The 14533-nt window shown below is 44.3% G+C and carries 11 protein-coding genes; 6 read left to right on the top strand and 5 right to left on the bottom strand.

All coding sequences use genetic code 11. The features are described from left to right. Positions 1 to 7: 7 nt before the first annotated feature. Positions 8 to 1723: a proline--tRNA ligase gene (locus ACINWC323_RS02625; protein WP_009515006.1), complete on the bottom strand. Its 1716-nt coding sequence runs from the start codon at positions 1721 to 1723 to the stop codon at positions 8 to 10. A gap of 215 nt (positions 1724 to 1938) precedes the next feature. After that, positions 1939 to 2583: a hypothetical protein gene (locus tag ACINWC323_RS02630; RefSeq protein WP_009515056.1), complete on the bottom strand. Its 645-nt coding sequence runs from the start codon at positions 2581 to 2583 to the stop codon at positions 1939 to 1941. A gap of 279 nt (positions 2584 to 2862) precedes the next feature. On the opposite strand from ACINWC323_RS02630, the gene pilG reads away from it, so the two are divergent. From pilG to ACINWC323_RS02660, 6 genes are all read left to right on the top strand, one after another. Next, positions 2863 to 3246: a twitching motility response regulator PilG gene (gene pilG / locus ACINWC323_RS02635; protein ID WP_004652356.1), complete on the top strand. Its 384-nt coding sequence runs from the start codon at positions 2863 to 2865 to the stop codon at positions 3244 to 3246. Positions 3247 to 3266: 20 nt separating this feature from the next. Then, positions 3267 to 3629, top strand: a complete 363-nt coding sequence (locus ACINWC323_RS02640) for a response regulator (RefSeq protein WP_004775365.1) — start codon at positions 3267 to 3269, stop codon at positions 3627 to 3629. Positions 3630 to 3674: 45 nt separating this feature from the next. Continuing rightward, the gene (locus ACINWC323_RS02645; protein ID WP_005226965.1) at positions 3675 to 4211 is read left to right on the top strand and encodes a chemotaxis protein CheW; all 537 of its coding nucleotides are present in this window, start codon (positions 3675 to 3677) and stop codon (positions 4209 to 4211) included. 47 nt (positions 4212 to 4258) lie between these two features. Further along, positions 4259 to 6340, top strand: a complete 2082-nt coding sequence (locus ACINWC323_RS02650; protein WP_005288799.1) for a methyl-accepting chemotaxis protein — start codon at positions 4259 to 4261, stop codon at positions 6338 to 6340. 153 nt (positions 6341 to 6493) lie between these two features. Next, a complete protein-coding gene (locus ACINWC323_RS02655) occupies positions 6494 to 11569 on the top strand; it encodes an Hpt domain-containing protein (RefSeq protein WP_009514997.1) in 5076 nt (1691 codons plus the stop codon). Between the two features lie 13 nt (positions 11570 to 11582). After that, a complete protein-coding gene (locus tag ACINWC323_RS02660; protein WP_005226968.1) occupies positions 11583 to 12038 on the top strand; it encodes a hypothetical protein in 456 nt (151 codons plus the stop codon). A gap of 51 nt (positions 12039 to 12089) precedes the next feature. Here the strand turns inward: ACINWC323_RS02660 and dapE are convergent, their stop codons facing one another. The 3 genes from dapE to ACINWC323_RS02675 form a co-directional block, all read right to left on the bottom strand. Beyond that, positions 12090 to 13223, bottom strand: a complete 1134-nt coding sequence (dapE, locus tag ACINWC323_RS02665) for a succinyl-diaminopimelate desuccinylase (protein ID WP_032881711.1) — start codon at positions 13221 to 13223, stop codon at positions 12090 to 12092. A gap of 124 nt (positions 13224 to 13347) precedes the next feature. Continuing rightward, the gene (locus ACINWC323_RS02670) at positions 13348 to 13491 is read right to left on the bottom strand and encodes an entericidin A/B family lipoprotein (protein WP_165569309.1); all 144 of its coding nucleotides are present in this window, start codon (positions 13489 to 13491) and stop codon (positions 13348 to 13350) included. A 108-nt stretch (positions 13492 to 13599) separates the two neighbouring features. Beyond that, on the bottom strand, positions 13600 to 14472 hold the full coding sequence (locus ACINWC323_RS02675) for a DUF1853 family protein (RefSeq protein ID WP_009515017.1): 873 nt from the start codon (positions 14470 to 14472) through the stop codon (positions 13600 to 13602). Positions 14473 to 14533 lie beyond the last annotated feature (61 nt).

Raw genomic sequence — 14533 nt, 5'->3', positions numbered from 1 at the left:
AGTCAGATTAACGGACCAGTTTTGCCATTAATTCTTCTTTGTTCAGATTGCTTGCTTCGGCATCGCGACGGCCTTTGTATTCGAAAGTGCCTGCATCCAGACCTTTTTCACCAATCACGATACGATGTGGAATCCCCATCAATTCAAGATCAGAGAATTTCACGCCTGGACGTTCATTACGGTCATCCAGTAACACGTCGTAGCCTTGTGCTTGCAGTTCTGCATAAAGCGCTTCAGCTGCTTCGAGGGTACGCGGTGACTTGTGTGCATTCATCGGTACGATTGCCACTTCAAACGGTGCAATCGCTTGTGGCCAGATAATGCCTTTGTCATCGAAGTTTTGTTCAATCGCCGCAGCCACTACACGTGTTACACCAATGCCATAACAACCCATGGTCACGGTTAATGGCTTGCCATCTTCACCCAATACTTTACAGTTTAAGGCTTCTGAATATTTGGTGCCGAGCTGGAAGATATGACCGACTTCAATACCACGTTTGATCTGAAGTGTACCTTTACCATCTGGAGATGGATCGCCTTCAACTACATTACGTAAGTCAAATACTTCTGTGAATTTGGCATCACGATCCCAGTTGACACCGGTCGCATGTTTGTCCACTTCATTGGCACCGGCAACAAAATCAGCCAATACCGATGCGGCACGATCTACGATAACTGTTAAGCCTTTTTCAACCAGACCTTGTGGGCCACAGAAGCCAGCCGTCAAACCATGTTCTTGTAACTGTGCTTCAGTTGCAAAAGTCAAAGGTGCAGCAATCAACGGATGTTTTTCAGCTTTAATATCATTCAGCTCATGGTCACCACGTAAGAACAGGGCAACCACTGGTGTATTACCTTTTTCATCGGCTAGGCCTTGTACCAGTAGCGCTTTGACTGACTGGTTGGCATCTGCATTCAGGAACTGGCAAACATCTGCAATGGTTTTCTGATTTGGTGTGTCGACAAGCGTATAAGCTTGAGTCGCGGCAGCACGTTCGCCCACCAGAACCGCTTCAGCCATTTCAACATTGGCTGCATAATCAGAGTCAGTCGAGAACGCGATATCGTCTTCACCGCTGGCTGCCAGTACATGGAACTCATGTGAAGCTGAACCACCAATTGAACCGGTATCTGCCTGTACTGGACGGAAATCCAGACCTAAGCGGGTAAAGATACGGCTGTAGGTGTCATACATCACGTCATAGGTTTCTTGCAATGACGCCTGATCGGTATGGAATGAATAGGCATCTTTCATGATGAATTCACGCGAGCGCATCACCCCGAAACGTGGACGAATTTCGTCACGGAATTTGGTTTGGATCTGATAGAAATTCAGCGGTAATTGCTTATAACTTTTTAGTTCATTACGGGCTAAATCGGTAATCACTTCTTCATGGGTTGGACCCAGTACGAACGGATTATCGTGACGATCTTTAAAGCGTAATAATTCTGGGCCGTACTGTTCAAAACGGCCTGATTCTTCCCACAATGCAGCAGGTTGTGTCACCGGCATAAAGACTTCTAATGCACCTGAACGGTTCATTTCTTCGCGCACAATGGCATCGACTTTCTTTAAAACGCGCGTTCCCATGGGCAACCAAGAGTATAAGCCAGAAGCGAGTTTACGAATCATCCCCGCACGTAACATGAGCTGGTGTGAAATGACCTCAGCATCATTTGGGGTTTCTCTTAACGTTGCAAATAAAAAGCGGCTTGCGCGCATGGAAACTGTCCTAAAGTTAAGTGTTATTTAAAAGATGCTACAACAAAGAGCAAAAATAATCGGCTCACTTTGAGCTGCTGGCATTATGACATGAATCATTCAATTTAGCGCAGTATAAAGCACTGCAATGTATGTAAATGTTGAAAATCTAGGGTTATTTAGCAGAGCAAAGGGAGAGGTTAAAGCAGTCATATGCGGCTTTTAAAGACTGATTTTTATTGTAATGTGTTTAAACGGGTGATGATATCGGCATATTCTGTCTCGGTTTTGTGGTAGGCATTGCGCAGGCTTTCCACGGTTTTTTTGACGTTTTCAATATTTTTGGAATTATTGTCCAGATTACTTTTTAACTGGGCTGGCAGCATTTCACCTTTACGATGGTAATCCATTTCCTGACGCTTGAAAGCGATTTTATCTTTTTGCAGTTGCTGTAATTGTTCTTGTTGATAATTGAGCTGTTTTTTTAGGTTTGCCAAAATCTGGTCACGTTTTGCCGTCGCAATTTGCGGGTTGCCATAGGCGCGTTTTAATCTTAAATCCTGTTCACGACGACGGGCAACCGATTCACGTTGAGCCGACTGTTGTGCATCCGCAGCAGCATTATAAGGACGGTTGCGCTTCATCACCTGCATATTGCGGTCCAGCGCTTCATAACCATAACGGATATGTTCAGGGGTGACCGAAGTGCTGACATTGGCTACGCCGTTCTTGTCGTAATAACGATACCAGGTGGCCTTGGAAGACTCTAATCCGGCAAAACAGGTGCTGGACACAAAGCATATAAAAAATGAGCAGATGTAAGTACGAGCAATCGTGCTAAAGTGACGAATGCGGAAACCGCACTTTAACGAACCAGTCATTACATTCCCCGAAAAAAAGTTAATTAAATCACTTATTTTTAAATAATAATCAGTTGTATATTAGTGCTAATTTAGACAATTAAAAATACTTATTCGGCAAAAAAATTAGGAATTTAATTAAAAGTGTGACCTGTTTAGGATTGTGTAGCGAAACTGATAGGTTGGTTCAAAAAACTTCATTGATAATGCAAGTAAAGATATGTTAAAAATATCAACTGATCTGTATAAAACAAATTAAACCAACCATAATTTGTATTGAGTATTGGGGCAGGACAATAAATGGAAGATAAATTTCAGAATTTAAAGGTGATGGTGATTGACGATTCCAAAACGATTCGTCGTACAGCTGAAACGTTATTGCAACGTGAAGGCTGTGAAGTCATTACGGCGGTTGATGGCTTTGAAGCATTGTCAAAAATTGCAGAAGCTAATCCGGATATCGTTTTTGTTGACATCATGATGCCTCGTTTAGACGGTTACCAAACCTGCGCATTAATCAAAAACTCACTAAATTACCAGAATATTCCAGTCATTATGTTATCAAGCAAAGACGGTTTGTTTGATCAGGCGAAAGGCCGTGTCGTGGGTTCGGATGAATATTTAACCAAGCCATTCAGTAAAGATGAGTTGTTAAACGCGATTCGCAACCACGTTAGCGCATAAAATTAAAGATTGAGGAAAAAATGGCTCGCATACTTATTGTAGATGATTCACCTACTGAAACTTTTCGCTTTAGAGAAATTTTAACCAAGCATGGTTATGACGTCATTGAAGCAACCAATGGCGCAGATGGGGTGACCTTGGCACAAGCAGAATTACCTGACCTGGTGCTGATGGATGTGGTGATGCCGGGCATGAATGGTTTTCAGGCCACACGCCAGATCAGTAAAGGCAAGGACACACAGCATATTCCGGTTGTGATTGTCAGTACCAAAGATCAGGCCACGGATCGTGTCTGGGGGAAACGTCAGGGTGCATGCGACTATTTGACCAAACCTGTCGATGAACAACAGCTGATTGATGTGATTAAACAACTATTAAGTTAATTTCGCTCAATCTGAGCCTTCTCATTATTCAATACGGGATAGGGTATGGCAGCAAATGGATTTATCGAATTGCTTCGCTTATCCAAGCGAGGCAATAAGCAATACACTTCAACTCAAAACGAAACTCACCGCTGGTCGGGCATCGCATTTGAGATGTTGGGGCAATATTTTGTTGCGCCATTGGGGGAAATTTCCGAGGTAATTTATCCTCCGAAATATACACCGGTACCAAATACCCAGGCGTGGGTACGTGGTTTGGCAAATATTCGTGGAAGACTGCTTTCAGTTTCTGATTTGACACATTTTATTTCAGGGCAGCGAAGCCAGTTTTCTCCGACGCAAAAAGTGATTTGTATTAGCCATCAAGATCATTATGTGGGGTTGGTCGTTGATCAGGTTTTGGGGATTCAGCACTTTAATAAAAAGAGTTTTTTCTCTCAAAATAATGATCTGGACCATAAGTTAAAAGACTATTGTCAAGGTCATTTCCACCAGCATAATCAACAATGGCATGTGTTCTTATTGAGTCGGTTATTAAAAAATCCTCAATACATGAATGCATCAATAAAATTTATAAACTAATTTAATGCGCTACGGAACATAAAGGCGTATTTCGGGGAGAAGCTGATATGGGCTTTAAACTTAAAAAAAAGAATGGTAGTGATAGTGCGGGGCTGAAAAAAGGGGGCGCGTTCCTGGATAATATACGAACGCAACTCGATCAGTTTTCCCGTTTATTCGGTGAAAGTGAGAAATCTAAACCGATTATCTATCGTGCTTTAATTGCTTTGGCCCTTGCAGTCATCCTCTTAATCTACTTGTTCGTTAGTGTGCCGCGTTCAAACCAGTTAACCCGTAGTCTGGGTGAGTTGCGTCTGTTATCGCAAACCATTTCGCGTCAGGCCACCGAAGCGACTGCTTCTGGTAAACCTGAAGAGATGAAAAAGCTGGTTGAGTCAGAAAAGCAATTTACCGAAAACCTGGAAACGGTTGAAAGTGTTTATGGTAAAGGTTCTGATGAATACAAGAAGGTGAGCGAACTTTGGGGTGGCATTTCCAAGAACATTGACTTGATTGCTTCACAACAGAAAGTCATTAACCAGCTTTATGATACCAACATTGCGATTAGCGATACCATCCCCGAGATTCAGGCTGAATATAACCTGATGGTGGACCAGATGGTGCGTGAGAACATGCCGAGTAGTCAGGTAATTATTACCAAGAACCAAGTCTTTATTGCGGAACGTATTTTACGTTCGATCAACTCGGTGCTGGTCGGTACAGATAATTCTAGTGTTTCTGCAAATGACTTCGGTGCCGATATTGATACCTTCGGTGTGTATTTAAATGCCCAATTAAACGGTAGCTCTGAACTGGGTGTAGACCGTATCAGCTCGGCTGCTTTACGTGAATCTGTGGACAGCATTAAGTCTGACTATGACGCTGTATTGAAATCAGCAGCGGCAACGGTATTGCAAAACGCCAACCAGATCGTGCGTGTCCGTCAGGCCTCTTCACAAATCTTTTCGCAGTCTGATGCACTGTTGAATTCACTCAATGATTTGTCCAATAAAGCGGAAGGTGGCTGGGGCAATGTGATTGCCGGTATCGTACTGATTGGTGCTTTAGGTCTGTTGGTCTTCTCTGCACTGCAATTACTGGCTTTACGTAGTAATACCGATAAAGAGCGTGTCACCCGTTTACAAGACGAATATGACCGTAACCAGAATGCGATTTTACGTTTACTCGATGAAATCGCGGATTTGGCAGATGGTGACTTACGTTCTTATGCAACAGTATCGGAAGATTTTACCGGTGCCATTGCCGACTCGATTAACTTTGCGATCGATCAGTTACGTGACCTGGTATCGCGAATCACCGATACCTCACAAGAAGTTGCACGCTATACCCAAGATACCCAGAACATTACCAACCAGTTAGCTGAAGCTTCCGAACATCAGGCGCAAGAAATTGCGGGCGCATCCGCAGCCATGAACGAAATGGCATTGTCGATTGACCAAGTATCTGCCAACGCTTCTGAATCTGCTGATGTAGCACAACGCTCAGTACAGATTGCGACCAATGGCGCACAAGTGGTAAACCGTTCAATTGAAGGTATGGATCACATTCGTGAACAGATTCAGGAAACCTCGAAACGTATTAAACGTCTGGGTGAATCTTCTCAAGAGATTGGTAACATTGTCTCGTTGATTAACGATATTGCCGACCAGACCAACATTCTGGCCTTAAACGCCGCCATTCAGGCGTCGATGGCCGGTGAAGCAGGTCGTGGTTTCGCGGTCGTCGCCGATGAGGTACAGCGTCTTGCAGAACGTTCTGCCTCAGCAACCAAACAGATTGAAAGTCTGGTGAAAACCATTCAAACCGATACCAATGAAGCCGTAATCTCGATGGAACAAACCACTTCCGAGGTGGTACGTGGTGCGAATCTGGCAAAAGATGCGGGGATTGCACTGGATGAGATTCAAACGGTCTCGGGTGACCTGGCGAAACTGATTGCAAGCATTTCGGATGCGGCAAAACTTCAGTCGGCTTCTGCGAGTCATATTGCAACCACGATGAATGTCGTACAGGAAATTACCTCACAAACGACTACCGCTACGTTTGATACCGCACGCTCGGTTTCTGAGTTGGCAAACATGGCTGAATCGTTACGTGAATCAGTAACTGACTTTAAGTTACCTGAGTAAACCGAATTGGAAAGGCAGATGGGGGTGTCTGTCTTTCCATTTTAGATGTGTTGGATATCTCAACAAGGTGATGGCGCAGTGGAACTACATCTTGTCTGATAGATAGACGTAATTTTTACCCACATTTAGTGGATAAAAACGAAAGAAGCAGCTATGAAACAAATATTAAAAACGTTAGTTGAAACGATGACGCTTCCTGAAGACAGTTATCTTGAACAAGATGCAGAGATTCTTGAAATTTTTATTGAAGAATTGGATGAGATCTTTGTTGAGTTAGAACCATTACTTGTTCAATGGACAGAACAACCACATCAACAGAATGTGCTGAGCGATATTCGCCGTCATTTCCATACCTTAAAAGGCTCTGGAAGAATGGTCGGGGCGAAGTCGTCGGGTGAACTGGCATGGACCGTTGAAGATACTTTAAATCGTGTGATTGCGGGCACGATTATTTTGAATGCTGATATTCAACGCTATGTACAGACGGTTTTTAATCTTTATCGTTTTAAACTGTCGCATGACTTTAAGGCAGTTCAGGTCCATCAGGTTGATTTCAAACCCTTGGTTTTACTCGGACAACAATTACAACAGCAGCAAAGTCCTGAACCTGCGCTGGCAGAGCTTTTAAATCTTGCCATTGATCTTAATCATGAACAGGTGCTGACTGGCCTTGAGCTAGGAGATGATGCTGCCGTTGAAACTGCTGCACAGGAACAAGCGCTACAGCAGGTTGAGTCTGTCTCGGAGCTTGAAGGGATTGCACCATTTGAAGATGAGGCCTTGGCCAAAGAAACCCTGGCCATTTTCCAGGAAGAGGCCGAAGAGCATCTGGCGACCATCAACCAGTTCTTACAAAATGACCGCCCAAGCAATGATCAATACAATACCCTGATTCGTGCATTGCATACCTTGCGTGGCAGTTCTGCCATGGCGCATGTCGATCATGTTTTTGAAGCCAGTTCAAAAGTTGAAAACCTGTTTAAAACCTTATTGCAGGAAGAACTGGACTCAAGTTCAGATGAGACGGCTTTGCTGACGCATTATGCACAGTTTGTCGGGGATTATTTACATACCTTGAAGCATGCAGGCAGCCCGCAGAAGCTCAATGAAATTTATGAGACTTTTAATGTCGCTTGGGACAGTTATGATTTTCAGCTCGAAGAAAAGCATGGCGATGCAGTACGGCCACAAGGTCTGGTGTCTCAGTTAATTGAATTGGAAATTAATGATTTACTGGATGTCGAATTTGATTTCGAGAAACGTGCACGGCATGAGTTCCCGCAATATATCCAGTTATTGAGTCAGCAGGCAGAAATCCTGTTACAGCATACGCATCATCATGCAACGATTGGTATGTATCAGTACACCAGTTTGTTACGTTCAAGCTATCAAGATCTTATTTTTAAACCAAGTTTACTCAATCTCGATTATGCTTTTGAACTTTACCATCAAGTTCATCAACAGTTTATCCAGTTATTTGATACCTTGGCAGCCGGCCAGCGTGTCACCTTAACCAAAGCACATGAACGTGTCTTAAATGAATTAAGCTCATTTACTCAACAAAATGTTGAGTCTGTGCAGCAAGAACCTGTGGATGTCGAGACCCATACAGTTGAAGAAACTTTGGCGGTTGAACCACAAGCAACGTCAAGCGCTGTGACTGACTTAGCTGCCCAGTTTGCACTGGATAAGCAACAGTTAAATGCCGATGAAGCCAACCGTGATTTTGATCCGGACTTGCTGGATATCTTCCTTGAGGAAGCAGATGAACTGCTTGCCGGGATTGATACTGATTTAAATACATGGGCGGTGGATCATAACAATGTGGATGCCTTAAAGAATCTGATGCGTTATTTGCATACCTTGAAAGGTGGAGCAAATATGATTCAGGCACCTCATATAGGTTTGATTGCGCATGAGCTGGAAAGCATTTATGAAAAGCTGATTAACCAGCAAATTCAAGCAACGCCGGCACTGATTGCCGTGATTCGTGCGGTACAGGATGATATTGCGGATCGTATCCAGATTATCCGTGATCAGCAGGTCGATTATCCAGCAACGCATACTTTGGCTGCTCTCCATAATCTGGAAAAAATCGCGGTTACAGCTCCGCAAGCTGATGTTACTTCCGCTATACCGCAACCTGTTCTTGAAACGGTTGAAACACAGGCTAATGATAGCGCTGTTGATACAAGTATTTCGGAAACTGCAACCCCAGCCAATGCAACTGTCGATGTCACTGTATTTGCCGCACAACTGGCACTGGATCAGCAACAATTACAATCAGCAACGTCCAATCGTGACTTCGATCCAGACTTGCTGGATATTTTCCTTGAAGAAGCCGATGAACTGCTTGCCGGAATTGATGCGGACTTAACTACTTGGACTGCCGATCATCACAATTTAAATGCGCTAAAAAATCTGATGCGTTATTTGCATACCCTGAAAGGTGGGGCAAATATGATTCAGGCGCCTCATATTGGCTTGATTGCGCATGAGCTGGAAAGTCTCTATGAAAAGCTGATTAATCAGCAGATTCAGGCAACACCACAACTGGTTGCGATTATTCGCTTAGTTCAGGATGACATTGCAGACCGGATTCAGACTATTCGCGATCAGCAAACCGATTATCCATCAACGCATGTGGTGCAGTTACTGCAACAGGCAGACCAAACGGTTGCACCTGCAATGCTTGAGCCTGTGCTTGAGCCGGTAGATACCTTTGAAACAATTGAAGCGGATGTTGTTGAGGCCCAGTCAGAAGTACCTGAATTAGTTGAAGCTGAACCTGATACGCAAACGCTGACCTTGCAGCCTGAAAGCAGTGATGTTGCTTCGGATGAGATACGTGATACGACTTCAGCAACTCAAAGCGTTGAGACGGTGGCAGCGTCATTGGATGATGTTCGCTCGCTGGTGGAGCAGACTTTCCTTGAGGAAGCAGAAGAGTTACTGGAACAGGCTCAAAGCTTATTGAAGCAATGGTTTGAACAACGCGGTAATCGTAGTCTGTTGCTGCAGTTACAGCGTAATGCCCACAGTTTAAAAGGCGGCGCGCGCATGGCTGAGATGGATGCCATTGCCGTGATTGCCTACCATCTGGAAAATGCTTTTGAGCAGTTTGGTGTGCATCATTTCAATTCAAATGTGTATGACAACCTGCTAAATACCGCATTGGCATGGTTGCATGAGGCCATCTTTAAACGTCAATATGCCAATTTTGATGGGTTGAAACAAAGTCTGGAGAAGATGGAGTTTGTCGACGTTTCTGCACAGCTTCCTCAGAAACTTTCTGCGAGAGATATCTTCACACCTGAATATAGCATGGAGTTTGTTCAGGGCGATGGCACAGAACCGCCATCAATGCTGGGCGAGTGGGAAACGACAGAGCGCATTGAGCAGAATAATGAGATGATTCGTGTCTCTGCGGATGTCATCGAGAAGATGATTGACCTGTCAGGAGAAAATGCGATCAACCGTTCGCGTATCGAGATGGATCTGGGGCAACTCGGCGGTACGCTGACAGAAATGGAACTGGCGATCAAGCGTTTGGCCGATCAGTTACGTCGAATGGAAGGTGAGCTGGAAAGCCAGATTATTGCACGACATGGCGGGGAAGATGCGCGTTATGCCGACTTCGACCCATTAGAGATGGATCAGTATTCATCGCTGAACCAGTTGTCAAAATCACTGGCCGAGTCAGCTTCGGACTTGGTGGATTTCAAAACCACATTGTCTGAAAAGATTCGTGATACAGAAGGTTTGCTATTACAGCAATCCCGTATTCAGGCTGAAATTCAAGAAAGCCTCATGCGTACCCGTCTGGTACCATTCTCACGTCTGTTACCGCGTTTACAGCGTATCGTGCGCCAAACGGCTTCGGCATTGAACCGTCCAACTGAATTAGTGGTGAACAATACTGAAGGGGAATTGGACCGCAGTATTCTTGAACGTCTGGTGGCACCTTTTGAGCACATGTTGCGTAACGCGATTGACCATGGGATTGAAGATCGTGAACAGCGTTTACAGACCAAGAAACCTGAAACCGGGCATATTGTCCTGAACATTGGCCGTCAAGGTACTGATGTGGTCGTAACCTTCAGTGATGATGGTAAGGGCATTGATGTCAATCGTATCAAGGAAAAAGCACTGCAAACCGGTTTAATGACGCCAGATCAGAAGCTGGAACAGGAAGAGATTTTACAATTTATCTTCCATCCAGGTTTTAGTACTGCGGCTCAGGTCACCCAGATTTCTGGGCGTGGTGTCGGGCTGGATGTGGTACAAAGCGATATTAAAGCCCTAGGCGGCCATGTCAGTGTGGCATCCACCTATGGCACAGGTACGACCTTTACCATCCGTGTTCCAACCACGGTTGCGGTCAGTGATGCCTTGATGGTTAAAGCAGGCGATCAACAGTTTGCATTCCCGCTGGCCCAGATTGACCGTATTGTGCGTATTTCACCTATGGCACTGGAACAGTACTTTGACAGTCAGGATGACTATTTCACCATTGATCAGGAACGTTACCGTTTACGCTATCTTTCTGAGTTTGTGGCAGGCCAGCCAATACCGCGTTTAAGTGGTGTGGTGCATTCTTTACCGGTATTGCTGATCAAAGGTGCCCAAGGCCAGACCACGGCATTGCTGGTGGATCAGTTGATTGGTTCGCGTGGTCAGATTGTGGTGAAACCGGTCGGACAGCAGTTCTCCAGTATTGGCGTGATTGCGGGTGCAACCATTCTGGGGGATGGTCAGGTCTGTTTGATTCTGGATGGTCAGAACATTGCACGACAAGCGCAGTCAACTGCACGCAGCAAGCAGGCGGATGAAAGCTACACTAAACAGCGTTATGATGAACGTCGCCTGATCATGATTGTCGATGACTCGGTCACCGTACGTAAGGTCACTTCACGTTTGTTAGAGCGCCAGGGCTATGATGTGGTCACGGCCAAAGACGGTGTGGATGCGATGGAGCAACTCGAAACAGTGAAACCTGATCTGATGCTACTGGATATTGAAATGCCGCGTATGGACGGTTTCGAGGTCACCAATCTGGTTCGACACCATGAATTGCATCGGGACTTGCCAATTATCATGATCACCTCACGTACCGGTGAGAAACATCGTGAACGCGCATTGTCACTCGGTGTAAGTCAATATATGGGTAAACCGTTCCAGGAAGAGGCTTTGCTGGAAAATATTGAAACTTTACTGGCTGTGCGCTAAGAGGTAGCAAAGAATGGTAAATAAAGGCGCAAACTCGGCATTGGGGCAGATTGACCAGCAAGAGTTACAACATTTAATTACGGTTTCAACCGGATTTATTGATGCCTACATTATTGAATGTCATCAAAAGGTTCCGATGCTGTTACCGCAAAATATCGTGTTGTCGGCAATGGATACCCAGACCAATGTTGAACATATTGAATGGCATGATTTAAAGCTGCCTGTGTACGCTGTAAATGATCCTGCACAGAAACAAGGTGTGGCGCTGGTGATCGAAGGTGAAGATGTATCGCAGCGTTTTGCCCTAGTCTGTAATGAAATGCCTGAGTCGATCCGTTTACGTATTTCGGAGATTGTCGATGAAGAACGGGACATCGATGATAAGACGGTCTTTCAATATGTGAAGATGGGGGAGAACAGGTTTTATGTCCCTCATCTGCAAAACATCCAAACCCAACTGGGGTTGTAATCAAAAAAGGAACTCATTGGAGTTCCTTTTTTTATGCGCTTAGCTACAAGCTTAAGCTAGCAATTCTACTAAAATTTGCTCATAGATTTCAGCTAACGGTTCTAATTCTGCGACATTGACGTGTTCATTGATCTGATGGATGGTGGCATTCAATACGCCCAACTCAAGCACCTGTGCACCGGTTGGCGCGATAAAGCGACCATCAGAGGTTCCACCACTGGTTGAAAGTACGGTATCAACGCCAGTCACATTTTTAATCGCGGTTTTTGCTGCATTCACCAGTTCGCCTACCGGAGTCAGGAAGGGTAAGCCAGACAAAGTCCACTGAATATCATAGTTGAGCTGATGTTTATCTAAAGTCTCAAGCACACGTTGTTTCAGGATATCGGCGGTAACTTCAGTTGAATAACGAAAGTTAAAAGTCACTTTAAGCGTACCAGGAATCACATTGGTCGCGCCTGTGCCTGCCTGAATATTGGAAATCTGGAAAGAAGTCGCAGGGAAATATTCATTGCCATTGTCCCAGACCGTTTCACACAGCTCATTCAGCGCTTTAGATGCAGTATGGATCGGGTTTTCAGCCAGATGCGGATAGGCCACATGGCCTTGTTTACCATGAACGGTTAAAACCGCATTCAACGAACCACGACGACCATTTTTAACAATATCACCCAACTGATGTGTACTGGATGGTTCACCGACCAGACACCAGGTCATTTTTTCATTGCGCGCTTCCAGTGTTTCAACCACTTTAACGGTACCGTTAATCGATGGACCTTCTTCATCCGAAGTGATTAAGAATGCAATCGAGCCTTTATGGTGGGGATGTTTGGCAACAAAACGTTCAGACGCAACTACCATGGCCGCCAACGCTGTTTTCATATCGGCAGAGCCACGACCATAGAGTTTTCCATCACGAATACTCGGTAAAAACGGGTCTGAATTCCATGCATCTAAATGACCGGTCGGCACCACGTCGGTATGGCCTGCAAAGCAGAATACCGGACTTTCAGTACCACGACGCGCCCATAAATTATCAACATCTTCAAAACGCATGTTTTCGATATTAAAGCCAATCTTTGCTAAGCGTTCGGCCATAATCTTCTGGCAATCATGGTCAACAGGGGTTACTGAAGGCTGGCGTAGGAGTTGTAAACTAAGTTCAAGCGTATCGGAATGGTTCATGCGGGATGTAGCTAAATCTGGTGAAATATGAACCGGTATAATAGGGGAATCTGATGGAGAAAGGTATTAAAAATAAACCTTATCTAGTTCTAGATAAGGTTCGGTACAGCTTGTTTTATAGAAATTACATTTTATCTTGAGTTTTTTCGGCAGTTTGAGAGACTTTATCACCCGCTTTAGATACATCCTGCCCAAAACCTTTAAATGTATTACAGCCAGTGAGAACAAAAGCAGTCATGATCGAAGCAACTAAGATTTTTTTCATCATCTTCTCCGTTTAAATGTAATTATGATGTACTTAAGAGGCTAAAAAAATTACTGCAAAATGAACATAAGGGTTTGATGGTAAATGTGTTATAAAATGTTATCTTAGCTATTAACAAGTGAATGAAGTAAAACTACATAAAAGTGAAGCCTGACGGTACATATAAAAACTTGGTGTGGCTGTAGATTGATAATACAGACCATTGGTCCACCAGAGAGCGGGTTGTGAAGAAGCCTCCTGATCAGGACAGAGCCATTCATGTCTTTGCAAACGATAATAAGGCGTACTTGGTATCTGAGTTCCCCATTGACCTAAACGCCGTGAAGTATTAATCCAAAATGGAAGACTTGATTTATCCTGTTGCGTAGGCAGGTACAGCTGACCTTTCATGACTGCAAACTTACGCTGAATGAGATGGTTGTTGGCTTCAGTAAACTGGAATTGACGTTCGGTAAAATGTTTGAGTTTGCGCTGTAAGGTATCTTGTCTATTTAATCCAAACCATTGAGCCAGTGCCAGTTTTCCTTCACCTAAATAATATTTTAAAGCCACTTCCCAATGTTCAACTTGTTGGGTTTCCTGATTGAGCAAAACAAAGTCCAGTTCGCCTAAAGTCACCGCACCTGCAATTTTTTGAATGCTATGTCCGAGCAACTGATAAGGATGGTAATCATCGTCCAGTAGCCAGAACCAGAGCAGGTTCTCAAATCGCAGGCCTAGTCGTGTGCTTTTGAGTTGTGCCAGAAAATCAACCAGCGGCTGGGGCTGCTGATCCAGTTGCTTTAAACGTGATTCATAATTTTGATAATGGGTTTGCCAAATCGGGTCTGGATGTAATTCAAAATGATTTTTCAGGCTGAGATCGTCTGGAATGTCTGCCAGAATATTGGGGCTTGCAATACAGAAGGCTAAATGCCGTACGATCGGATTGTTAAACTGTAACCACGGCTCAAAAAAACAAGGGGTGGTAAGCATTTTAGACATCAAGCCACTCAATCATGGAAATAATAGGTTAAGTTTAAGAAACCACAATAAAAACACTTTA

Origin of the sequence: Acinetobacter sp. WC-323, assembly GCF_000314615.1 — a bacterium.
Lineage (GTDB): Bacteria > Pseudomonadota > Gammaproteobacteria > Pseudomonadales > Moraxellaceae > Acinetobacter > Acinetobacter courvalinii.
This window is presented reverse-complemented; position numbering and strand designations above follow the sequence as displayed.